Origin of the sequence: Shewanella sp. HN-41, from assembly GCF_000217915.1 — a bacterium.
In the GTDB taxonomy this organism is placed as follows: Bacteria; Pseudomonadota; Gammaproteobacteria; order Enterobacterales; family Shewanellaceae; genus Shewanella.
This window is the reverse complement of sequence record NZ_AFOZ01000037.1, coordinates 98,747-121,293: the sequence shown is the minus strand read 5'-3', so window position 1 is coordinate 121,293 and position 22,547 is coordinate 98,747. Positions and strand designations below refer to the sequence as shown.

Sequence of the window (22,547 nt, the reverse complement as noted above, 5' to 3'; positions counted from 1 at the left end):
TCAAAGGAACATCATGTCTGCCATACCCCACACTGGATCATATTACGCCGCATCGGCTAACGATAAAGTCGAACGTCCGCGCCTACAGGAATCGATAGATGCCGATGTTTGTGTGATTGGCGCGGGCTATACGGGTCTTTCTGCCGCGCTGCACTTATTAGAATCAGGTATGAGTGTTGTCGTGCTTGAGGCCGCTCGCATTGGTTGGGGAGCCTCGGGCCGTAACGGTGGCCAAATCGTCAATAGTTATAGCCGTGATATTGATACTATTGAAAAAACCGTCGGCAAGGAACAGGCAAAACTCTTTGGTCAAATGGCCTTCGAGGGCGGGCAAATTATCCGCGACCGCATCGCTAAGTACCATATTCAATGCGATCTTAAAGATGGCGGTGTGTTTGCGGCGATGAACGAAAAACAGATGGGTCATCTGCGCCATCAAAAGCAACTGTGGGAAAGCCACGGCCATGTTAATCAGCTTGAACTCCTCGATGCCAAAGCTATTCGCTCTGTGGTTAATACTGAGCGTTATGTCGGTGGCATGTTAGATAAAAGCGGCGGCCATATTCACCCGCTTAATTTAGCACTAGGGGAAGCGCGCGCGGTTGAATCCCTCGGCGGTAAGATTTATGAAGACTCGGCCGTGCTGCGTGTCGATGAAGGCGATAGTCCCGTGGTGCATACGGCGCAGGGCAGTGTGAAAGCCAAGTTTGTGGTCGTGGCGGGTAACGCTTATCTAGGTAAGTTAATGCCAGAGTTGCAGGCGAAATCTATGCCCTGCGGTACGCAAGTGATCACCACTGAGCCTTTGAGTGAGGAGCTGGCGGCGAGCCTATTACCGCAGGATTACTGCGTCGAAGACTGTAACTATCTGCTCGATTATTTCCGTCTATCCGGCGACAAGCGGATGATTTACGGTGGCGGCGTAGTCTATGGTGCCCGCGATCCGGCGGATATTAAATCGATCATTATTCCGAATATGCTCAAAACCTTCCCGCAATTAAAGGATGTGAAGATCGATTATGCGTGGACGGGAAACTTTCTACTGACACTATCGCGCCTGCCACAGGTTGGTCGTATCGGTAAGAATATCTATTATTCACAGGGTTGCAGTGGCCACGGTGTCACTTATACCCATCTGGCGGGCAAGTTACTGGCCGAGATGCTCAACGGCCAAGCCACGCGCTTCGATGCCTTTGCGGCACTGCCACATTATCCTTTCCCCGGTGGCCACGCACTACGCGTCCCTTTTAGTGCCATAGGGGCTTGGTATTACACCTTGAGAGACAAGCTAGGTATCTAGTCTGTTACATTTATTTTTATTCGAGGCAAGCGATTGCCCCACTAATGCGAGGACGTCCTTGTGTTGCTAAAAGATCCGAGTTTGCTGCGTCAACACTGTTATATCAATGGTCAGTGGTGTGAGGCTGAGTCTAAAGAAACTGTCGCGATTGCTAACCCGGCAACGGGTGCCGTGATTGCGAGTGTCCCTGTGATGGGACAAGTCGAGACCCTAGCTGCAATTAAGGCGGCTGAAGCTGCACTGCCAGCTTGGCGAGCGCTAACGGCAAAAGAGCGTGGTGCCAAACTGCGTCGCTGGTTTGAATTACTCAATGAAAACAGTGATGACCTCGCGTTATTGATGACCACAGAACAGGGCAAACCGCTGGCGGAAGCCAAGGGTGAAGTGACCTATGCGGCGTCTTTTATCGAATGGTTCGCCGAAGAAGCGAAACGTATCTATGGCGATACCATTCCTGGGCATCAAGGGGATAAACGCTTGCTGGTGATCAAGCAGCCGGTAGGTGTGACAGCGGCGATAACGCCGTGGAACTTCCCAGCGGCGATGATCACCCGCAAAGCGGCACCGGCTTTAGCTGCGGGTTGTACTATGGTGGTTAAACCTGCGCCGCAAACACCGTTTACCGCATTAGCATTGGCCGAACTTGCCGAGCGTGCGGGTATTCCGGCAGGGGTGTTCAGTGTCGTTACGGGCGATGCCATCGCGATTGGTAATGAAATGTGCAGCAATCCGATTGTGCGTAAGCTGTCTTTTACTGGCTCGACCAATGTCGGCATTAAGTTGATGGAGCAGTGCGCGCCAACACTTAAAAAATTATCTTTAGAATTAGGTGGTAATGCGCCATTTATCGTGTTTAACGATGCCAATATCGATGCCGCTGTCGAAGGCGCCATGATTGCTAAATATCGTAATGCCGGCCAAACCTGCGTCTGCGCTAACCGCATTTATGTGCAAGACGGTGTATACGACGAGTTTGCCTTAAAACTCAGCACCGCAGTGGGTAAGCTTAAAGTTGGAGAGGGCATCAAGGAGGGCGTCACTACGGGTCCACTGATCAATGCTGCCGCGGTCGAGAAAGTACAAAGCCACCTTATCGACGCCATCGCCAAAGGCGCATCTGTGCTCGCGGGCGGCAGAGTCCACGATCTTGGCGGTAATTTCTTTGAGCCAACTGTGCTTACTAATGTCGATAAAAGCATGCGCGTCGCCCGTGAAGAGACCTTTGGTCCACTGGCGCCGCTGTTTAAATTCAGCGATGTCGACGATGTGATTAAGCAAGCCAACGATACTGAATTTGGCCTCGCCGCCTATTTTTATGGCCGTGATATTTCGTTGGTGTGGAAAGTCGCCGAAGCCTTGGAATACGGCATGGTTGGGGTCAATACTGGCTTGATTTCGACTGAGGTCGCCCCCTTTGGCGGGATGAAATCCTCAGGACTGGGCCGCGAAGGTTCTAAGTTCGGTATCGAAGAATATTTAGAAATGAAGTACATCTGTATGTCCGTTTAATACGGTCCGATTTGGCGTGTGAGGAACACTAAATGACAACAACCAATGATTCATTGATGGCTCGTCGCCAAGCCGCAGTTGCGGGTGGTGTCGGGCAAATTCACCCCATTTTTACCGCGCGCGCCGAAAATGCGACCGTGTGGGACGTTGAAGGCCGCGAGTTTATCGATTTCGCAGGTGGCATTGCCGTGCTCAATACTGGCCATCTTCACCCTAAAGTGAAAGCGGCGGTTGCGGCTCAACTGGATAATTTTTCCCATACCTGTTTTATGGTGCTCGGTTATGAGAGCTATATCCAAGTGTGTGAAAAACTTAATCAATTGGTGCCAGGGGATTTTGCCAAGAAGACGGCACTATTTACCAGTGGTTCAGAAGCGGTTGAAAACGCAGTTAAAGTGGCGCGAGCCTATACCAAGCGTGCCGGCGTGATTGCCTTTACGTCTGGCTACCATGGTCGCACTATCGCGGCCTTGGCACTGACCGGAAAAGTCGCGCCCTACAGTAAAGGTATGGGACTGATGTCGGCGAATGTGTTTCGCGCCGAGTTTCCCTGCCAGATGCACGGCGTGTCCGATGATGATGCTATGGCATCGATTGAACGTATCTTTAAAAATGATGCCGAGCCAAGTGATATCGCCGCCATTATTTTAGAGCCTGTGCAGGGTGAGGGCGGTTTCTACGCCGCATCACCCGCCTTTATGCAACGTTTACGCGCACTGTGCGACCGTGAAGGCATAATGCTTATCGCCGATGAAGTGCAAACAGGTGCTGGCCGCACTGGCACTTTCTTCGCCATGGAGCAAATGGGTGTTGCTGCCGATATCACCACTTTTGCCAAATCGATTGCGGGTGGTTTCCCACTCTCTGGCATTACTGGCCGCGCACAAGTCATGGATGCGGTGGGTCCCGGTGGTCTTGGCGGTACTTATGGCGGCAATCCGTTAGCCTGCGCCGCTGCGCTTGCTGTCATTGAAGTGTTTGAAGAAGAAAAGCTGTTAGACAGGGCCAATGCGATTGGAGAGCGCATTAAGTCAGCACTGAATTTGATGCAGGTCGAACATGGGCAAATCGCCGATGTGCGTGGTTTAGGTGCGATGATTGCCATCGAATTGATGGAAGAGGGCAAACCAGCGCCGCACTATTGCGCGCAAGTATTGGCCGAAGCCCGTAACCGTGGTTTGATTCTTTTATCCTGTGGAACTTACGGTAATGTGCTGCGTATTTTGGTGCCATTAACGGCGCCGGATGCTCAAATCGATGCTGGCCTTGGTATTCTTAACGCCAGCTTCAATGCCGTACTGAAAAGCTAATCGCTTTGATATAAACCTGTTTTAGATGACAGTGTTACATAATAAAAAATCCCGCTTAGGCGGGATTTTTTTATGGGTGTGGTGATTATTTTGGCATTGGCCGTTTTGACCGCCAATGACCTTCAGTACTCGACTGAAGCACTACTGTTTAATCTCCATTAGGATCTGTAATGCTCTTTGGCGTTTATCAAGATCGTACAAGTCATTGGTAAAGATGAACTCATTTACGCCGAGTTCTTTGACGATCATTTCTAAGCGATGCTTAATTGTCGCAGGGCCGCCAGTGACAGATAAACCTAAGAAATTATCGACATAGGTTTCTTCTTGCGCACTCCATAAGCCATCCATAGTGTCTACCGGAGGTTTTAACCATAACTCGTGACCACGGATAAGTGCCAGCACGCGCTGTTTCGAGGTCGTGCCCAAAAATTGCGCCTCTTCATCCGTGTCGGCGGCCACTAGTGGCAAACCTAACATCACATAGGGCTTATCAAGCACTTGGGAAGGTTTAAAGTCGCGGCGATAGATTTCAATCGCATCGTAGAGAAAACGTGGCGCAAAGTGGCCCGCAAACACATAGGGTAAACCGCGCTGCGCCGCTAACTGTGCGCTAAAGAGACTCGAACCCAATAACCAAATCGGCACCTTGGTGCCTTCTCCAGGAATCGCTCGCACCGCATGGCGACCATTATAAGGGCCGAGTAAGGTTTGTAGCTCGCTGACTTCTTCAGGGAATTGTTCGGCCCGACTGGGATCACGGTTCAGTGCTCGGCTGGTAATTTGATCGCTGCCGGGTGCGCGTCCCAGCCCTAAATCGATACGCCCGGGATAGAGGCTTTCAAGGGTGCCAAACTGTTCGGCGACCACTAACGGCGCATGGTTTGGCAGCATAATGCCACCCGCGCCGACGCGAATGTGCTGCGTATTGCCAGCAATATAACCAATTAATACCGAGGTCGCCGCGCTGGCGATACCGGGCATATTGTGGTGTTCGGCAAACCAAAAACGATTAAAGCCGAGGCGTTCGGCTGCCTTGGCATACTGCAAACTATTGTGCAGTGTTTCACCCACAGTCGAACCTTGGCGCATGGGCGCGAGTTCCAATAGCGAGAAGGGAATATCGGCCAATATTGATGTCTGTTGTGACATAGTGTCTCCAAGTGACTGTCGTTTGCTAGTGGCATTGTGAGTCGCATAGCTAAGAATAAGCGTTAACGGCTCAGTCTTGATGAGTAACAGGTATTCAGTGTTATTGATATGGGGTTCACGACACGGCTTCTCAAGCTTGAACGGCTAACGCTTTCCCCTTAACTGTTGGCATTTGAGCTGTCTTATTGATCCGAAAGCATCCCCACTTTGTAACAAATCGAGGGGGCGAAGTCATCTGAATGTGAGGGGCGATAATGTGGAACTGAAGATCTTATTCCCAGCAACTCAGCGCTAAGCCCGTCACACTGGGATTGCATACGGTCGCTAAAGCTCATTTGGTTATGAGTTGCAACACAAGGGTATAACTAAGTGAAGTGATAAAAAACTGCCGATAGTAGGACTATCGGCAGTTGGCGTTATGCAATAGATAACTCGCTATTCTCAACTGAGCATTACTGTTCGGCTTTCACATCCCGTAGTGATGCTGCGGCACTATCATTCTCAGCATTATTATGTGAATGGTGAGTCTCAGTCAGGCGACGCATTAGCGGTAATACCGCAAGGGCGATAAAGGTACAGACCACAGCCGCGATACCCAATTTATTAAATAGGCTGGTATATACGGGCAAGGTTTGCAATGGGTCGACCAAATCCTGTGGCACACTGGCAAAGTTAGCCACAACACCACCGAGGTACTGGGAAATACCTGAGGCCACGAAATAGGCGCCCATCATAAAGCCGCCCATACGCGCTGGCACGTAGCGAGCGATCATCGCAAGACCTAGACCACTCACAAGCAATTCACCGAGGGAGTATGAGGCATAACCCCAGATCATGATCCAAGATGAGGTTTTACCATTGACGGCAAATTGGCCTGCAAAGCCATAGATAAAGAAACCTATCGCCACAACCGCAAAACCTAAGGCAAACTTAGCTGCAATCGAAAAGTCTTTATTATTGCGTCCAGCCCATGAGTAGCTCCAAGCCAGCACTGGACTTAATACCATGATCCATAAAGGGTTAAGCGCTTGGAATTGAGCGGGTGACCAAGTCCATAAGTGGGTACCAAACACTTGGAAATCCCAATCCACATTGCGCAATGCAAACAGGGCAAGTGAGGTAGACATTTGTTGATAGAAAATAAAGAAAAATACCGTTTGCACCGTCAAGATCAGTGCTGCAATTAAACCCGCACGTTCAGTGGTTTCACTGGTGCGGATCAAATGAACGAAAATACCTAATACGGCGATACCGGCAGCATAGACGAACACTCGGGCAACGTCTTCATACTCAAGGATAATGGCCGAAGCTACAACGGAAAGTGCCGCTAATACTAAGACAATCGCAAGGTTCTTCTTATTGACTGGGCGAGTATCGGGCTCTGAACCATAGTTGGCGAGGCTCTTATACATCAGGGCATAGTTACCTAAACCGACTAGTAAGCCCACGCAACACACGGCAAAGGCGGCATGCCAACCGTATTCATTGCCATATTGGGCGTTAACGTAATCCTTAATCCATGGTGTGAGTAACATAGAGAAGGTTGAACCTACGTTGACCGCCATGTAGTAGATAGTAAACGCACTGTCGATTTTTGAGTCGTCGCCTTCGTAGATCTTACGGACTAAGTTCCCCGCATTGGGTTTAAATAAACCGTTACCGACTACAATCACACCGAGGGCTGAAAACATAAACCAAGTGTTTTCAGTGGGAACTGTCATCAGTGCGTAACCTACAGACAAAATCCCCGCACCGAGCAGCATAGTGCGTTTGGTGCCGAGGATTTTATCCCCAACCCAACCGCCGATGGCCGGTGATACATAGATGAGCGCCGCACAGGCACTCCAGACTAAATTTGCGCGTGAGTCATCAAAGCCAAGGCGCTGCACCATAAAGTACACAATCAGCGCTTGCATGCCGTAATAACCAAAGCGTTCCCATAATTCGATAAGTGACACAGTCATAAATGAATGTGTTTTACTTACCGGAGCAGTCCCAATCGTCATATCGCTTGCTTCCAACATTGTTGTTTTAATATTTGAACTCAAAAGTATAAGGCGATAACCAAAGCAAACCAATGGCAGAGGCTGGCAAAAACAGACTTTGTTACAAATGAACTGATGAATTTTAAGCTGAGTTTAAGGCGTTGGGCGATATTAACTTCGATTTTTGGGGCACCAATAAACCCAGCTCAAACTAAAGTGTCAGCGTCAGTCACAGTGACATAAGGCTTTGTGCATCGCTAGTTAGCGGACTGAGGGTTTGAACTCGAAAAAAATATTGCTCGTTAGCCGGCCTGTTCTTGGGTTGGCATCAATATCGGTTTGTGGGTTCACTAAGGTGGAATGCAGCAAATTACCGGGATAAATCACTAAACGATTCGGGCGATATTCGACTTGATGATAAATCTCATAGTGGCTATCGCTTTCAACACAATAGCCCGAAGGATGACGAGTAATGTCATCGACCAGAGGTTGAGCCGACTTAAAGTAGTCTGGCATACGTTCTTCATTTATCCGCTCAAAGCCCGTCGCAATATGGCGGAAAAACGCCGTATTGCCATGGGGGCCGTCGTTTAAATAGTGCAACAGTGCGAAATAGTGCGGTGAGGGAGTATCAAAATGCGGCAGGCATTGCAGCGGCTTAAGCTCACTCGCGGGGGTGCTGATCAGCGAGAAATACAACGCCTGTAATTTGATGCTTAAGCTCGAAGGGATTTGATACACATCATAAATCAACTGGTACACAAGATTGAGCACATCGGTGACATAGGCCTGCGGCAAAGGAGCACGCACGCCGGGGTAAAAAGACCCTTTATCGGCAGAAAAGTGCGCTTGGGTGTAAGCGCACTGACGTATTGGTAATAGATCCGCCGCGAAATTATCAATAATAATCAAGGGTGTCTTTTCATTGCCAAGATAGACTAGCTGAGGCGTGAGCTTGACTGGCTGTTGCTTAGTTGCCTGTTGCTTAGTTGCCTGTAGCTTAGTTGCCTGTAGCTTAGCCGTATTCGCGTTGCGATCTATGGTTTGCATCCTTGTCCCTCACATTGCCATAGGTTCAGTGTTGGCTAAAACCTCAGCTGGGCAATAGTGCTGAATAAAATCGATGTGTATGGGTAGGCTTTCTACCTTGCGCTTAACGGTCGATTTTATATTGTTTAAGAAGGCTTCGAGTTCAGGTTCTTCCATCACATCGACTATGGGGTGATAGTGTTTTGGCATTATACCTTGACCCATCATCACTTGGATCCATGAGCTTTCGCCAAAGAGTTCACTACCGTATTTATAGACCTTACCGCTGTCGGCAAACATTTCGATACGATGTTTGAGTGACGCTGGAATATCCATATTTTTGCAATAACGCCAGAAACGGCTGTCTTCGCGTTCCGTGGCCTTGTAATGCAAGATGATAAAGTCGCGGATATTGTCCATTTCGAGTTTAGTTTGTTGATTAAACTCATCAATATCGGATTGCACTATGCCCGCCGACGGGAATAATTGCATTAACCTGATGATGCTACGTTGGATCAAATGAATGCTGGTAGATTCGAGTGGCTCTAAAAAGCCGCCGGACAGCCCGACGGCAACACAGTTTTTATGCCAATGCAGGCGACGGGTGCCGGTTTTAAACTTGATAACCCTAGGCTTATTCAACGGTTCCCCTTCGAGATTAGCGAGGAGCAACTCAGTGGCATCCTCATCGGAGATAAATTTGCTGCAATAGACGAGGCCGTTGCCCGTGCGATTTTGCAGTGGAATACGCCACTGCCAACCCGACTCGCGAGCAATCGAGCGAGTATAAGGAATAGGGGCTCCCACGGACTGGGTTTGCACCGCAATCGCACTGTCGCAGGGCAGATAATGGCTCCAATCCTCAAAGCCAGTATTAAGCGTTTGTTCTATCAGCAGTGCGCGAAAGCCGGTGCAATCGATAAACAAATCTCCTTCAATTGTTTCGTCATTCTCTAGGACGAGGGCTTTGATATTGCCGCTATCATGATGCTGTAATACCTGTTTTATTTTACCTTCAATACGGTGGATGCCGTGTTGCTCGGCCATTTTTCGTAGGTACTTGGCATAGAGACTGGCGTCCATGTGGTAAGCATGGTTGTAATCTTGGTTTGGCAGTACGGCAAAGCGTCCTTGGCGGGCGGCGAGGTGTTCGGCGCAGTAGTCGCCAATGTCACTCACCATGCCGAGCTGTTTACCTTTCAGCCAAAAATGTTGAAAACCACAGGCCCAGCAATCTTTGCCTAAGAAACCGAAGGAATGCAGGTAGTTTTTATTGATGTCCTGCCAATTTTCAAAGGAGATCCCGAGTTTAAAGGTCGCATTCGTCGCAGCCATGACCTCTTGTTCTTTGAGGCCGAGTAATCGATGGAAAATGTGTAATGTGGGGATCGTCGCTTCGCCCACGCCGACCGTACCAATTTCATCGGATTCGACCAGCACTATATCCAAGTGTTTGCCCATCAATTTAGTGAGCGCAGCAGCGGCCATCCATCCGGCAGTTCCGCCACCCGCAATCACGACTCTTTTTATGGCTGTTGTCATCGTTTATATCCTCAACTGGGCTAACGTTTGAGCTTATTGGTTAAATCTGCCCGCAGTTTTCGGGCGTTGATTTCATCGAGTGGGGTGGTCAGCATGCCTTGGGCTGCACTAGGAATATGCTCTAGATCGCCATCTTCATGGTCAAAAATATAGTGTTCGAACAGGGCTTTCCACGCCTGACGCTGCGCCTTGGGTAAGGAGCGCAAACTTAACATCGCATGCAGTAAGGCATTATTGGGGCGACCAAGATAACCGGGCGTATCCCGCCACCAATGGGTAATGAGGACATTAAAGTCATCCATTCCGCGCACATGGTGCCACCACATACTGGGGATAAATAACACATCACCGGGTTCCAGTGCGGCGACCTGCGCCGCTTCCATCGCCTTGGCAAATTTAGGAAAGCGGTCAAAATCGGGATTATCTATATCGACTAAGCTAATGTCTTGGCCGCCCGGGGCAAACTCCATTGGGCCAATATACAGATTGCTGACTTGCTCCGGTGGAAACAGGGTAAAAGTGCGTCTACCGACGACATTACAGGCTAAGTTATGGGGAAAGTCGAAATGGGCGGCGATACGAGTTTGATTGCCAAGCCAGATATTAGTGAGCGGTGACAAAGGTGCAAGATTGAAACTATTGTCATCGCCAAGTCCCGGTAAACACTGATTAATATCGGTTGAGCCCATATAAATACTGGCATCTTGTGGCGCAGATAGCTGCGTGAAGATTTGCCGCAGATCTAACTTACTGGCCTGATAGTTAAACCCATCTAAGGTGTCGTTATAAAACACACGGCCTCGATGTTCTGGCGCTAAATAATAGGCTGTGATTGGCATACCGCGGTAAAACTGGGCCAGATATCTCATCGCGCTATCACTGGACTCAAGCCCTGCTTTCACTAAAGGCCAGTTTGCGCAAAGTCCTTTAAATACTAAAGGTTGCTCAGCGTCTTTAATCAGCGCGAGCATCTCCTCGGTTGAGCAGTTCTCAAGGTGTTTGACGACATTGGCTTTAGGTTCCATCAGATCAAGACTCATGGCTGCGACCTAGTTATCCTTGGGCATTTTTAAGGTTAAGCAAGTCACGCACCCTTGCCTGTGAGGCCAAGGTCATGTAAATCGCCTGTAGATAACCCTTAGCATGCAGCTGCGCGAGGACTTCTGTCGAGAGGGCCGCTAGCGTTTCTTCATTAATGGTATAGAACCCCATCATTTGATGCTGGTGGCCATTGTCGAGCTTGATATCTAAGGTAAAAGATTCCAGCAACTTATGTTCGATAAGCAAATCGATAAAGTGCTTACTGTCGATAAGCCCGTGGTGGATACCTTCTAACATATCCCCTATGTCATCCAGATATTGCGTATTGCCGCCATAGGGATGGAACAAAGCTTCGCCTTCGGTTGTGCTTATTTTTGGACTCGCCATATCGATATGTATGACCCTTTGTTTCAGCTCCACGCCGTCTTCGTACACGCTTTGCTGACCAATAAGAAACGGCTGACGACGTAGGGTGAGAGGGATATAAGAAGCCTGCCAAGTACCGTTATTTAAAAACAGATTCTCATTATTTTGAAAGCCATAAAGTGCCACCGCAAAGAACTGGCCTGTGGTCTGATCCTTTTGGAAAAAAATCGGGTAATGCGCCTGTACGCTGCGAAACTCCGCCGGAAAGGTGACACTGAACCAGACATTATCGCCGTACTTAGCACTACGCTCAGTGATAATTTTAATATCTTTATGGTCTACGCTGTTAAGTAATACGTGTTGGCTCATAGGGTTACCTTTGTCCTTTGTTGATTCTCACTGCCGCGAGTTATTCTTGTTATTTGTGCTAAATCTTAGGAAAACCAAATTGCCTGACCTTGTTTAATAGGTCGCGATTGCTCGGAAGGCTCTGGCTCAATGCATTAATCTTTTGTTGATTCTCACTAAAAAGTCTTTGGGCAACTTGCTGTTGCGACGGCTTGATATGGGTGGGTAGGGCAGTATTAAAGCCCATACCATAAAGCACATATTGGAAGCTCGCCGCCGGAAATAAGGGCTCTTTGTAGCTAATATCGTGGCCGCTTGGCGCTTGATAACGCCATAGGTCGAGTTGCTGCTGTAATCTTTCTGGGATGGATGCGCTGTCCCTGTGATCGCGCCAGTAGTCATCCACTTCACGTCGACTAACGACATAATGCAGTTTCAAGAAATCGATGATTTGCTGCCAGTGGCGCTCGTAGCGTTCATTCACTCGCTGGGCAATCGTGTCCATCACACCGCGATGTGCTGGCAGCTGCGCGGCTAAGGCATTCGCCGTCCATTCCACTAAAGCCAATGCCGATGCTTCTAAAGGTTCAATAAAGCCTGCCGCCATGCCGATGGCAATACAGTTGTTTTGCCAGCATTTTGCATGGTAGCCGGGGTTGATATTCAGCTTTCGATATTCTTGTTTACGACTATCAAGCGCGTTGCTGGATGCGTAGTGAGGGTTGGTTGATTTGTCATTCGTTAAATAGGCTCTCAGGGTTTGCTCTGCCTCGTCATCGCTACAATGGGCCGAGGAATAGACATAACCCACGCCTTTGCGAGTCGGTAAACCTATATCCCAGATCCAGCCATTGGGCTGCGCCGTCGAGAGTGTGCATGAGGCGATAGGGCTATTTTCTTCGGCATAGGGGACTTGAATTGCTAAGGCGCTATCGTTAAACAGCACAGCTTTTTGGCACAGGAAGGGCACGTTAAAATGCTCGCCCAGCAGCAATGATTTAGTGCCGGAGCAATCGACAAACATATCGCCTAAGATCACGCCATGCTCTTTGGTTGCAAGGCCTTCGATATCCCCATTGGCAAGACTGCGAACCTGAGTGACATGATCACGAATGTACTTGACCCCCAGTTTTTCGGTGCAATGCTGCATTAACAGTTGGCTAAATTTTCCCGCATCTAAGTGATAGCCGTAGTTGTTTTGAAAATGATATTCCGGCGTCGCAATAGTTTTAGGCGCCAGCCCTAACTGAGTCAGTGCATCTTGGTTGGATACCGCATGGGCAAAACTGACCTTGTCACTGTGAGGCAACCAAAAGGGACACAAATCTAACTCTTGATGGCCATGGGGCAGGCTAAAGGGATGTAAATATTGGTTAGAACCGAATGGTTTAGTAGGTTCCGTATTGTCGTGCTGCCAGTGAATGAAGCGTGAGCCTTGCTTGAAACTCGCGTCGCATTGGCGGATAAATTCGGTTTCGCTGATGCCGATTTTATCTAAGGTGTTACGCATCGAAGGCCAAGTCCCTTCGCCGACGCCGATAGTGGCCACATCGGGGGACTCTATTAATGTGATATTGAGTTTAGGTGAGTGCGCAAGCTGGCCTTTATCGACATTATGCTCGGCGGCCAAAAGAGCTGCGGTTATCCAACCAGCTGTGCCACCACCGACAATGACAATGTTATTAATGGCTGTATGAGTTGCTTGCTGCATATCGAATGCCTAATTTTTATTGTTGTTTATGAAAGGCTTTTATGTTTTTTCGTTACCACTAACGCGGTGAACTCTTGCGCTAGCATTGAATAGTTTTACTGTGATTTCCAGTGTTTATTTTGCTCATATTGACTAAAAAGAGCGGCTACATCCGTGTAGCCTGCAATCATCCTGATAAAAATGAGGTATCTATGACATACCTCATACGACCTTAGGGTAAAGATCTGTTGCTCTTTAATCGGTACGACTAGAAAGTGTAACGTGCACCTATACTGTAACGCGCACCCGTCTGGGTGTAGTTAAGGACTTGTTCCGTCGCACGACCATGTACACGGGTGGCTTCATTGGTGATGTTTAAGCCTTCGATGAAGATGGTTAAACCTTCAACCGCTTCAACGTCGTAGCCTATGTTAAAGTCTACCTGCGAATAAGCTTCGGTGTATTTAGGGTTAGATCCAGTATCTTGACCTGTTGAGTTTAAGAACTCATCACGCCAGTTGTAGGCGATACGGGCCGAGAAACCATAGTTTTCATAGATACCGACTAAGTTTGCGGTATCGCTGATGCCTAAAATCACGTTCTGGGTCGCATCACCTGGGCGACCTAAGTTAGTGTTATCATAGCTGTCCCCCGCATCCACCATAGTGTAGTTGGCTTGGAGACCAAATCCTGACTCACCAAAGAAGTGCTGGATAGAAAACTCCCAACCATCGATCACATTACTTAAATCACTGTTAGTTGGGTTAGTAATGAGAAAGTTTAATGATGGATCACCTGGGTTACCGGTAATCTCGATATTGCCGTTATCGGGATTGATCGTCACATTCGGATCGGTTGCACCGTATTTGTCATAAATCCATTGGCGTTGTTGAATCGCAGTGGTGGCGCCTGCCGCAATGGCTTCATCGACATATTTACCGTGTGCTGGATCCGGAATGTTGTAAATATCTGAGTTTTCAGGGTTACTACTGATAAAGTTAGTCACATCTTTACGGAAATAACCGATTGAGACATAACTGGCATCGTTGTAATACCATTCTGTCGATAGGTCGTAGTTTGTTGACTCGAGCGGTAACAGACTTGGATTACCCGCAGAGCCGCTACCACCGTTGCGATAGGCAAGCGTTCCTACTGTGGTGCCACCTTGAATAGAGGTGTAATCAGGACGACCAATCGTTTGGCTAAAGGCGGCACGGACAAACACATCTTCCAGCATTTCAATATTAAAATTGAAGCTGGGTAGCAAGTAATCGTAATCACCTTTTTGAGTCTGATAAACACGATTGTTATCTACCGAGCTCGTTAGGGCGATTTCAGATTCTGCAATCCAAGTAGCTGTATCATAAGAAGAAACAACCGAAGTCGATTCAACATCTGTTTTTTCATAGCGTAGGCCAAAATGCACGTCATAGGGCATATTGGCAATTTCGCTGGCGAAATTATATTGGATATAGGCTGATTGGGATTTTTCTTCAGTGAAACGGTCTGTGCCTTTGGAGTAATCGGTAGAAGGGCAGAAGCCATTACCACAATCACCGACTATGCTCGTAGCATAGAGTTCGGCTGCGCGGGCACGAACCGCAGCAAAATCCCAAAGGAACATAGTGTTTAACGGCTCTGTCGAGGCACTACCGTTATAACCTGCGAAATTGCCTTGTGAACCATCGAATTTATCAATAACTGAACTGGTTGGGAACCAAGCTGCATCTAAATCGCCCGCCGCACCAACGCCACCCCAGTCGTTACGTTGAATATCAACCTGTTGTGAGTGGTTATTCACGTCTGACAGCGCAATACCAAAATCGATACTGCCTGCCTCGGCTAAGTCATATTTGCCCGACATTTGCAGCTGTTCGATTTCGGAGCGATTGACGGCATTGGTAAAGGTTGAACCGGTCACTCGCATATCTTCTGGGCGAACCGCATTTCCACCACCGACGGCGAGTACTGGGACATCACCGCTAAAATCGGTTGCGGCGCTGGTACGAATAAAGGCGGCGGTACTGAGGTTGCTCGAACTGCCATTGACATTGTTAGGTGTACGTTCGGCGTAGGAGTTATGGTAATCCAAGTTTAAGGTCAGATTATCACTGGCTTCCCAAGCTAAGTTAAAACCCAGTGAGCCACTTTGGTCGCGGGTACCGTAATCACCAGCGGCCATGGAAAGATCGGCCGGTGCATCGTAGGTTTCGGAATACACGAGTGGTGATGAGACTGGGCCATCACTCCAGATACTTTCTTGGGTTGGCACAAAGTTAAACCATGCCGAGATGTCGTGCGACTGAGTATCGATGTCGTTACGCATATAAGTGTAATCAAGCGTTGCGCGCAGCGAGTCAATCGGCTCGTATTGCAGCACTAATTGACCGTTGGTGCGCTTGCGTTGCTGCTCTTCAAAACGGTAAATCGTAGTTTGTGGCACGCTATAGACGTCATCATCGCCAGGGCGATTGACTTGATTGTCATTTTTGGGAACGCCGCCCCATTCTGCGTTGCTACCGCTGTAATCTTGGTCAACGATACCTGGAAAGCTGCGCCAACCGGTACCGACTTGGGCTTGTTGATTACCACTTTCTCTTTCTTGATAGCTACCAGAGATAGAAATCCCAAATTTATCATCGGCAAAGGTATTTGAGTACAAGCCAGAAAGCTCTGGTGTGGTAGAGCCTTTATCCGTGGATGAGTCATCAACGGCCTTTGCACCGAAAGTCGCCTTCATGCCTGGCGAGCTTAGCGGTCTATGGGTTAGCACATTGATCGTTGCACCAATACCGCCGGTTGGATTTTCCGCCTTAGCGGTTTTCTCCACTTCCACCGCACTGATGGCTTCTGACGCTATGTTGGCAAAGTCGAATGAGCGAGAGCCAGTGGTGACGGGCATCTGACGTCCGTTCAATAACACTAAGTTTTGATCGGCACCAAAACCACGGACCGACACTCGGCTACCTTCACCGTTTTGGCGGTCGATTGATACGCCAGAAATACGCTGTAGTGATTCAGCTAAGTTACTGTCGGGGAATTTACCGATATCTTCGGCGTTAATGGCATCAACAATGCCTTCTGAGCCGCGTTTTACATCCATCGAACGGACTAAGCTACCGCGGATCCCTGTGACTTGAATAACTTCAATATTTTCTTCTTTTTGTCAGTATCGGCGGCATAGGCTGGCATGATAGCGCCAACGCCTAAGACTAGCGAAAGGCTAGTGGCCAATCTGGTTTTTCTAAATGTTCTAAGTTCCATCTACATCTCCCCGTTGAGTAGATATTCAGGCTACAACTCTCTGATTTGTGGTGTGGGTTGAACAAATCATGTACAACACAGACATTTTTTTGTTCTTGTTAAGGTTTATGTAAGCGCTTACATAAAGCTAATTTAAATAATCAACAGAGTCAACGGCAAGTTACTTTATTGTTGCAAAATAATGCTATTCCGTTTGTGCGTACATTCTAACTCATTGTTTTAAAATGAAACTAATTTTATATTTTGTTACACAATTATGATGCTATTAGTGAGAAATGGGAGGCTAAACCCGCTTAATGAAATGTGAAATGGTATTTTACGCTTAGGGTGAATGCTCAAATTTGAGGGAGTTTTTGTACTAGCGAGGATGATTGACCATTTTGTCAGTGGTTTTCTCGCCTAAAAGGGAGTGATTAGGGTGCCGTTGGGGCTGAAAGTGGGGCGACGATATATGCGTGTTTTAAAGATGCGAAAAGCATCGTTAACATTCGTTAAAGCCCCTTTAAAAAGTCCCTTTAAAAAGTCCACGCCGAGTGAGTTTTATGGGTTTGCAGGCCATTTTTTGTTCCGTTTTTGAGCCCGGCTTGTTCACTTGTGCCGTGAAATCTAACGAGAAGGCGCAGTGCATTGCTCCCAGGGTAGCAGCTCAAAGATATGGCCAGGCTAGGGCAGTACTAGTCTTCACTCTTTAGCTATTCTATTAGCTTACCTGCTGAATCTCTTACAAATAATGAGGGCGTAAAATGACTTACAATTTCCACATCCGGTTTATTGTAAACGTGTTTTAATACCCAGAACGCCGCCATCTTACCCATTTCATGGATGGGGTTACTGACTGAGGTGAGCTTAGGGGAAATATACTGGGGAAACGGGATGTTATCATAACCTATGAAGGATAAATCTTCAGGCACCCTAAGCCCATGTTCAAGGCAGGTTGAAATCGCCCCCGATGCCATTTGGTCATTGGCGCAAATCACCGCAGTAAACGGCCGTTGTAAGCTGAGTAAATGTCGCATGCCATCGCAACCGCTCGATTCTTTAAACGTCCCTTCATAGAACAGTTCGCTTTCATAGGGAATGGCCGATTCAGCGAGCGCCTTTTTATGGCCCATCAGGCGTTGCCTAGCATCTAATTTGAATAAAGGTCCTGATATATAAGCAATATGTTTATGCCCTAACGACAACATATGTTGAGTCGCGAGATAACCACCAAGCTCATTATCGAGATAAATACAACGTTCACGTATGGCGGCAACGTAGCGGTTAATCAGCACTATTGGCGTGCTCTGTTTACAGAGATCGATAAGATAGTCATCTGAAACCGCTTCCATGTCGATAATCAATGCATCACAGCCGCGATCCAGTAAAAACTGCACCGCATCCTTTTCTAGGGATTCATTGCTTTTACCCGCGGCAATAATGACATGTTTACCCGCATTACGCAGTGCATCTTCAATTTCAGTCATCATAGGCCCATAAAATGGACCATCCAATTGTGATACTAGGACGCCCACACTATTTGAGCAATTGGACGCTAATGATTGGGCTATCGCATTGGGGCGATAGCCCAACTGAGCCATAGCGTCTAATACCTTTTGTTTGGTTTTCTCACTGACATTGGTATTTTTATTCATCACCCGTGACACAGTCGCAAGTGAAACGCCCGCAAGTACTGAAACGTCGTAAATAGTGGCCATATCGTCTCAAATTAGAGGTACTAAAAAGTACAATGCCTTGAAGATTAGCATAATTTTATTGGGTGGCTCTATTTAATTCCAGATGAATTTCATCCACTTTTTGGTTATTTAGCGTATAACGACGCATGATAAATGCGACTAAAATTGAGCCGATAGCGGGATAGAGGGTAAATGAAATTAAGATGCCATTGAGCGTCGTTTCACTCTGAGCTGCATCGGCTTGATAACCATAACTTGCCAGTAACCATCCTGCGGCCGCCCCACCAATAGCGACTCCAAGCTTGATAAAGAAAATCACCGAGGAGTAAATCATACCTGTGATACGCACGCCCGTTTTGTATTGACCATAATCGACCGTATCCGCCATTTTAGCCCAGAGTAATGGGGTGGCCATATTGAAGGTAAATCCCCAGATAATGTAAAGAGTGAAGGCGAGAACAACTTGATCCTTAGGGACAAAAAAGTGCAGTACACACAGGGTTGCGGCGAGGAGTTGTAGCACAATATAGGCTTTGACCTTACAAACTCGCTTGGCTAATGGTTCTGCGAGAATACAGCCGAAAATATTGCCGACCATGCCTAAGGTGATGAAAAGAGTGATCATATCCGGCAGGTTAAGGAAATATTTTACGTAGTAAATGGCTAGGCTAGTGCGTAATACCATGCCGGATAATAGACAAACAGCGGCGGCTGATAACACTCGCCATTGGTCATTTTGTAATAGGTATTTAACATCCTGTTTAAAGCTGGAATTTTGATCCACTGGCGGATGTAAGCGCTCTTTTGTGCCCCAGAAACAGGCCAAAAACATGGCGACACCTAAGATGCTCATGGCGAGGATCGTGAGCTGGTACCCTTTGGCTTGGTCGCCTTTACCGAGAAATTCGACGAGTGGCAGCGTGAGTCCTGAGACCAGTAAGCCACCGAGCATAGCGAACACAAACCGATAGGATTGCACCGAAACCCGCTCTTTGGGATCGGCCGTCAGTACCCCGCCTAAGGCGCAATAGGGAATATTGATGGCGGTATATACCATCATCAATGCCGTGTAAGTTACGAAGGCATAAATCATTTTCCCATTTTCAGATAAATCAGGGGTCGTAAATGTCAATACACTGATAAGCCCAAAGGGCAGGGCAAACCAAAGTAAGTAAGGCCTGAATTTCCCCCAGCGCGTATTCGTGCGGTCAGCTAATGCCCCCATTAAAGGATCGGTGACAGCATCAATTAACCGAACGAGTAGAAACATAGTGCCGACAAAGGCAGGTGAAATGCCAAAAATGTCGGTGTAAAAAAAGGTAAGGAACAGCATAACGGTTTGAAAAACGATGTTGCTGGCAGTGTCGCCAAGCCCATAGGCTATTTTTTCTTTTATGCTAATCATGGCGTTCGTCTTATTTGTTATTGTTATTAGTTAAGTGAGCCCTTGAGCGAATCAAGTCGCTGTAGGCTTGACCACTGGCTTTTATTGTTCGGGTTTGGCTCGCATAATCCACATAGACTATACCAAAACGTTTTAAGTAGCCTTCGGCCCACTCAAAATTATCCATCAAGCTCCAGGCAAAGTAACCCTGAATGTTAACGCCTTGTACTATGGCATTGTCTACAGCGGTTAAATGGTGCTGGTAATAGCTGAGTCTATCGAAGTCATCGATACGCCCATCAATACATTTATCGTCCATGGCGGCGCCATTTTCTGTGATGAAAACAGGTGGTAAATCATAGGTTTGATCTAAAGAAACCAGTAACTCGGTAAAGGCTTGCGGATAGATCTCCCAGCCTATGTCGGTCTTAGGTACCCCAGATAAATCAACTTGTACAAATCCTTGTTCTGCATCGGCCTGATAAACAGCGCGGGTATAAAAGTTAACCCCTAAAAAATCAATTGGTTGACTGATAAGTTCAAGATCACCGTCGTGAATTTCCGGTCTGTCTTCTGGCGCTAATGCTGTGAGAAGGTCTGGGTAAGCGGCATCGAAAATGGGCTTGATATACCACTGGTTAAAGTAATCATCGGCTTGTTTTGCGGCCTGAATATCGGCGGCACTTTCTGTTAATGCGTAGCAAGGTGTGAAGTTAAGCACTATGCCATTCATGCTGTTAGGGCTGTTCTTTTGCAGTACTTGCATCGCTAAACCGTGGGCGAGCAATAGGTGGTGAGCCGATTGGCGGCCATAGGCTTTTTTCATTAAACCGGGGGCGTGAATGCCTGCTTCATAGCCTAAATATGAGCTGCAAAAGGGTTCATTTAAGGTGGCGTAGGAATAGACTCTGTCGCCGAAGGCTTGGCTTATTTTGTCGGCATAATCTTTGAAAAGGTAAGCTGTATCTCGGTTTAACCAGCCGCCTTGGTCCTCAATATGTTGAGGCAGATCCCAATGGTAAAGCGTGACAAATGCTTTGATATTTCTACGTTTTAGCTCGTCTAGAATCCCAATGTAGAAATTAACTCCCTGCTGATTAATGCTGCCATCTTGATTTAAGACCCGTCCCCATGCGATTGAAAAACGGTAGGCATCAACCCCGAGTGACGCGATCAAGGCGATATCTTCTTTCCATAGATTCAAGTGGTTGCAGGCAACATTGCCATTGGAGGCATCACGGATTTTATCCGGTGTTGCACAGAAGGTATCCCAAATACAGGGTTGGCGAGAGTCCACGCCACCTTCGATTTGAAATGAAGAGGTCGCAACACCAAAAGTAAATGCTTCACTTTGGAGTATCGAGTTCTTTGGTAAGGATATGTTCATATATTCAGTCACTTAATTATATTTTTGAATTTATGCCTGCGATTTAAAACACAGAGTTCAAGATAAAAAGAGTAAAGATGCTTGCCGACAGTCACTAAAAATATTGACTTTGGTTATCGACATGTTAACAATGAAAGCGCTTACATCGAGGTTAGTGACTAATCATAAAAAGGTCAATATGTGATTCGGATAAATTAATCACGCCATATTGACCGAGAAAATTAAACGGTTTTTATCTAGGTAATCGGTTGGGGAGAATAGGGCAAATATGGCGATAGTAAATGAAACTGAGGCGAGTGCGGTGAGTGAGGCAGCAACGAGTGTGCACCAGAGTGGCAACTTTAAGTTCGCTTTAGTGGCATTAACATCGTTGTTTTTCATGTGGGGATTTATCACTTGTCTTAACGATATCTTAATACCTTATTTAAAAAATATGTTTGAGCTGAACTACGCTCAAGCCATGCTGGTGCAGTTTTGTTTTTTTGGGGCTTATTTCATTGTCTCAATCCCTGCGGGTGCACTTGTGGGCAAGATTGGTTATCAAAAAGGCATAGTCACCGGGCTTGGTATAGCTTGCTTAGGCTGCTTATTGTTCTATCCTTCGGCGAGTTTCGCTTCCTATTGGATGTTCCTTGGCGCTTTCTTCGTTTTAGCCTCTGGCATTACGATTCTACAAGTGGCGGCTAATCCCTACGTTAGCGTGCTGGGACCCGCGAAAACTGCCTCATCAAGACTCACTCTGACCCAAGCGTTTAATTCCTTTGGCACCACAGTCGCCCCGTTTTTTGGCAGTTGGTTGATTTTATCGACTTCACATCAAATGACGGGAGAGGTCGCACCCGATGTTGTGGCCAGCACTGCGGCTCAAGCGAGCACGGTACAAGTTCCTTATTTGATTTTAGCGGCCAGTTTATTTGTGCTGGCGGTGATTTTCATGCTGTTAAAGTTGCCATTTTTAGGGCAAAAACTGCCAGCGAGCAGTGCTAAGGTGCTGGGCAGTGCATGGCGATATCCACATCTTGTTCTCGGTAGCGTGGGGATTTTTGTGTATGTGGGGGCCGAAGTCGCCATTGGTAGTTTTCTGATTAGCTTTTTAGTTCAGCCCGATATTGGCGGTTACACCCACGCCGAAGCCGCCCATTACATTGCCTACTATTTTGGTGGCGCTATGGTTGGGCGTTTTATGGGCGCGGCCGTAATGCAAAAAATCAAGGCTGGCAAAGTGTTAGCCTTTAATGCAATTTGTGCTTGCCTGTTGGTGGCCTTAGCCATGTTCAGTACTGGGGCGATGGCGATGTGGGCCTTACTGTTAGTTGGGCTATGTAACTCTATTATGTTCCCGACGATTTTCAGCTTGGCATTGCAAGATCTTGAGCAACACACCAGTCAAGGCTCAGGCATTTTATGTTTGGCGATTGTGGGCGGTGCGATTGTGCCCTTATTTCAAGGTGTCTTAGCCGATCATTTTGGTATCCAATTGGCCTTTATTTTACCGCTGCTTTGTTATGGTTTTATCGCCTATTACGGCGCCAAGGGTTGTGATGCCCCAAGACCAAGATTTTAAATC

General features: G+C 47.4%; 14 protein-coding genes and 1 pseudogene. 4 read left to right on the top strand and 11 right to left on the bottom strand.

What is annotated here, in order from left to right:
* Nucleotides 1–13: 13 nt before the first annotated feature.
* From SOHN41_RS13835 to gabT, 3 genes are read left to right on the top strand one after another with little or no spacing between them, the layout of a single operon-like run.
* Nucleotides 14–1,300 (top strand): NAD(P)/FAD-dependent oxidoreductase, encoded by a 1,287-nt coding sequence (locus SOHN41_RS13835; protein WP_007650049.1) that lies wholly within the window; start codon nt 14–16, stop codon nt 1,298–1,300.
* Nucleotides 1,301–1,360: 60 nt separating this feature from the next.
* Nucleotides 1,361–2,809 (top strand): NADP-dependent succinate-semialdehyde dehydrogenase, encoded by a 1,449-nt coding sequence (gene gabD, locus SOHN41_RS13830; RefSeq protein WP_007650047.1) that lies wholly within the window; start codon nt 1,361–1,363, stop codon nt 2,807–2,809.
* 32 nt (nt 2,810–2,841) lie between these two features.
* Nucleotides 2,842–4,119, top strand: a complete 1,278-nt coding sequence (gene gabT / locus SOHN41_RS13825; protein ID WP_007650044.1) for a 4-aminobutyrate--2-oxoglutarate transaminase — start codon at nt 2,842–2,844, stop codon at nt 4,117–4,119.
* Between the two features lie 141 nt (nt 4,120–4,260).
* Here gabT and SOHN41_RS13820 read toward each other — a convergent pair whose 3' ends face one another.
* The 11 genes and pseudogenes from SOHN41_RS13820 to SOHN41_RS13770 all read right to left on the bottom strand — a co-directional run bounded on the left by SOHN41_RS13820 (nt 4,261) and on the right by SOHN41_RS13770 (nt 20,980).
* Complete coding sequence (locus SOHN41_RS13820; protein WP_007650039.1) at nt 4,261–5,268, bottom strand: LLM class flavin-dependent oxidoreductase; 1,008 nt, start codon at nt 5,266–5,268, stop codon at nt 4,261–4,263.
* A 452-nt stretch (nt 5,269–5,720) separates the two neighbouring features.
* Entirely contained in the window at nt 5,721–7,274 is a 1,554-nt protein-coding gene (locus tag SOHN41_RS13815; protein WP_037459187.1) for a peptide MFS transporter, read from the bottom strand.
* Between the two features lie 240 nt (nt 7,275–7,514).
* Nucleotides 7,515–8,303, bottom strand: coding sequence for a DUF6445 family protein (locus tag SOHN41_RS13810; protein ID WP_007650036.1), 789 nt, complete (start codon nt 8,301–8,303; stop codon nt 7,515–7,517).
* Between the two features lie 9 nt (nt 8,304–8,312).
* The gene (locus SOHN41_RS13805; protein WP_007650034.1) at nt 8,313–9,824 is read right to left on the bottom strand and encodes a tryptophan halogenase family protein; all 1,512 of its coding nucleotides are present in this window, start codon (nt 9,822–9,824) and stop codon (nt 8,313–8,315) included.
* A gap of 20 nt (nt 9,825–9,844) precedes the next feature.
* A complete protein-coding gene (locus SOHN41_RS13800; protein WP_007650033.1) occupies nt 9,845–10,864 on the bottom strand; it encodes a cupin-like domain-containing protein in 1,020 nt (339 codons plus the stop codon).
* 13 nt (nt 10,865–10,877) lie between these two features.
* Nucleotides 10,878–11,600 (bottom strand): SapC family protein, encoded by a 723-nt coding sequence (locus SOHN41_RS13795; protein WP_007650032.1) that lies wholly within the window; start codon nt 11,598–11,600, stop codon nt 10,878–10,880.
* A 58-nt stretch (nt 11,601–11,658) separates the two neighbouring features.
* Nucleotides 11,659–13,290 (bottom strand): tryptophan halogenase family protein, encoded by a 1,632-nt coding sequence (locus tag SOHN41_RS13790; protein ID WP_007650031.1) that lies wholly within the window; start codon nt 13,288–13,290, stop codon nt 11,659–11,661.
* Between the two features lie 247 nt (nt 13,291–13,537).
* Nucleotides 13,538–16,533 (bottom strand): annotated as a pseudogene (locus tag SOHN41_RS13785) (TonB-dependent receptor).
* A gap of 692 nt (nt 16,534–17,225) precedes the next feature.
* Entirely contained in the window at nt 17,226–18,230 is a 1,005-nt protein-coding gene (locus tag SOHN41_RS13780) for a LacI family DNA-binding transcriptional regulator (RefSeq protein ID WP_007650027.1), read from the bottom strand.
* 55 nt (nt 18,231–18,285) lie between these two features.
* The gene (locus SOHN41_RS13775; RefSeq protein ID WP_007650026.1) at nt 18,286–19,614 is read right to left on the bottom strand and encodes a glycoside-pentoside-hexuronide (GPH):cation symporter; all 1,329 of its coding nucleotides are present in this window, start codon (nt 19,612–19,614) and stop codon (nt 18,286–18,288) included.
* Nucleotides 19,615–19,624: 10 nt separating this feature from the next.
* Nucleotides 19,625–20,980, bottom strand: a complete 1,356-nt coding sequence (locus SOHN41_RS13770; RefSeq protein ID WP_037459185.1) for a GH1 family beta-glucosidase — start codon at nt 20,978–20,980, stop codon at nt 19,625–19,627.
* A gap of 268 nt (nt 20,981–21,248) precedes the next feature.
* On the opposite strand from SOHN41_RS13770, the gene SOHN41_RS13765 reads away from it, so the two are divergent.
* Nucleotides 21,249–22,544 carry a sugar MFS transporter gene (locus tag SOHN41_RS13765; RefSeq protein WP_037459182.1) on the top strand — a complete coding sequence of 432 codons (1,296 nt, stop codon included), beginning with the start codon at nt 21,249–21,251 and terminating at the stop codon, nt 22,542–22,544.
* The last annotated feature ends 3 nt before the right edge of the window (nt 22,545–22,547 follow it).

Bases quoted from the DNA above. Each gene is read 5' to 3' on its own strand.
- SOHN41_RS13790 (WP_007650031.1), bottom strand. From the start codon at position 13,290: ATGCAGCAAGCAACTCATACAGCCATTAATAACATTGTCATTGTCGGT.
- SOHN41_RS13795 (WP_007650032.1), bottom strand. From the start codon at position 11,600: ATGAGCCAACACGTATTACTTAACAGCGTAGACCATAAAGATATTAAA.
- SOHN41_RS13815 (WP_037459187.1), bottom strand. From the start codon at position 7,274: ATGACGATTGGGACTGCTCCGGTAAGTAAAACACATTCATTTATGACT.
- SOHN41_RS13780 (WP_007650027.1), bottom strand. From the start codon at position 18,230: ATGGCCACTATTTACGACGTTTCAGTACTTGCGGGCGTTTCACTTGCG.
- SOHN41_RS13810 (WP_007650036.1), bottom strand. From the start codon at position 8,303: ATGCAAACCATAGATCGCAACGCGAATACGGCTAAGCTACAGGCAACT.
- SOHN41_RS13770 (WP_037459185.1), bottom strand. From the start codon at position 20,980: ATGAACATATCCTTACCAAAGAACTCGATACTCCAAAGTGAAGCATTT.
- SOHN41_RS13805 (WP_007650034.1), bottom strand. From the start codon at position 9,824: ATGACAACAGCCATAAAAAGAGTCGTGATTGCGGGTGGCGGAACTGCC.
- SOHN41_RS13800 (WP_007650033.1), bottom strand. From the start codon at position 10,864: ATGAGTCTTGATCTGATGGAACCTAAAGCCAATGTCGTCAAACACCTT.
- SOHN41_RS13765 (WP_037459182.1), top strand. From the start codon at position 21,249: ATGGCGATAGTAAATGAAACTGAGGCGAGTGCGGTGAGTGAGGCAGCA.
- SOHN41_RS13820 (WP_007650039.1), bottom strand. From the start codon at position 5,268: ATGTCACAACAGACATCAATATTGGCCGATATTCCCTTCTCGCTATTG.
- SOHN41_RS13775 (WP_007650026.1), bottom strand. From the start codon at position 19,614: ATGATTAGCATAAAAGAAAAAATAGCCTATGGGCTTGGCGACACTGCC.
- gabT (WP_007650044.1), top strand. From the start codon at position 2,842: ATGACAACAACCAATGATTCATTGATGGCTCGTCGCCAAGCCGCAGTT.
- SOHN41_RS13835 (WP_007650049.1), top strand. From the start codon at position 14: ATGTCTGCCATACCCCACACTGGATCATATTACGCCGCATCGGCTAAC.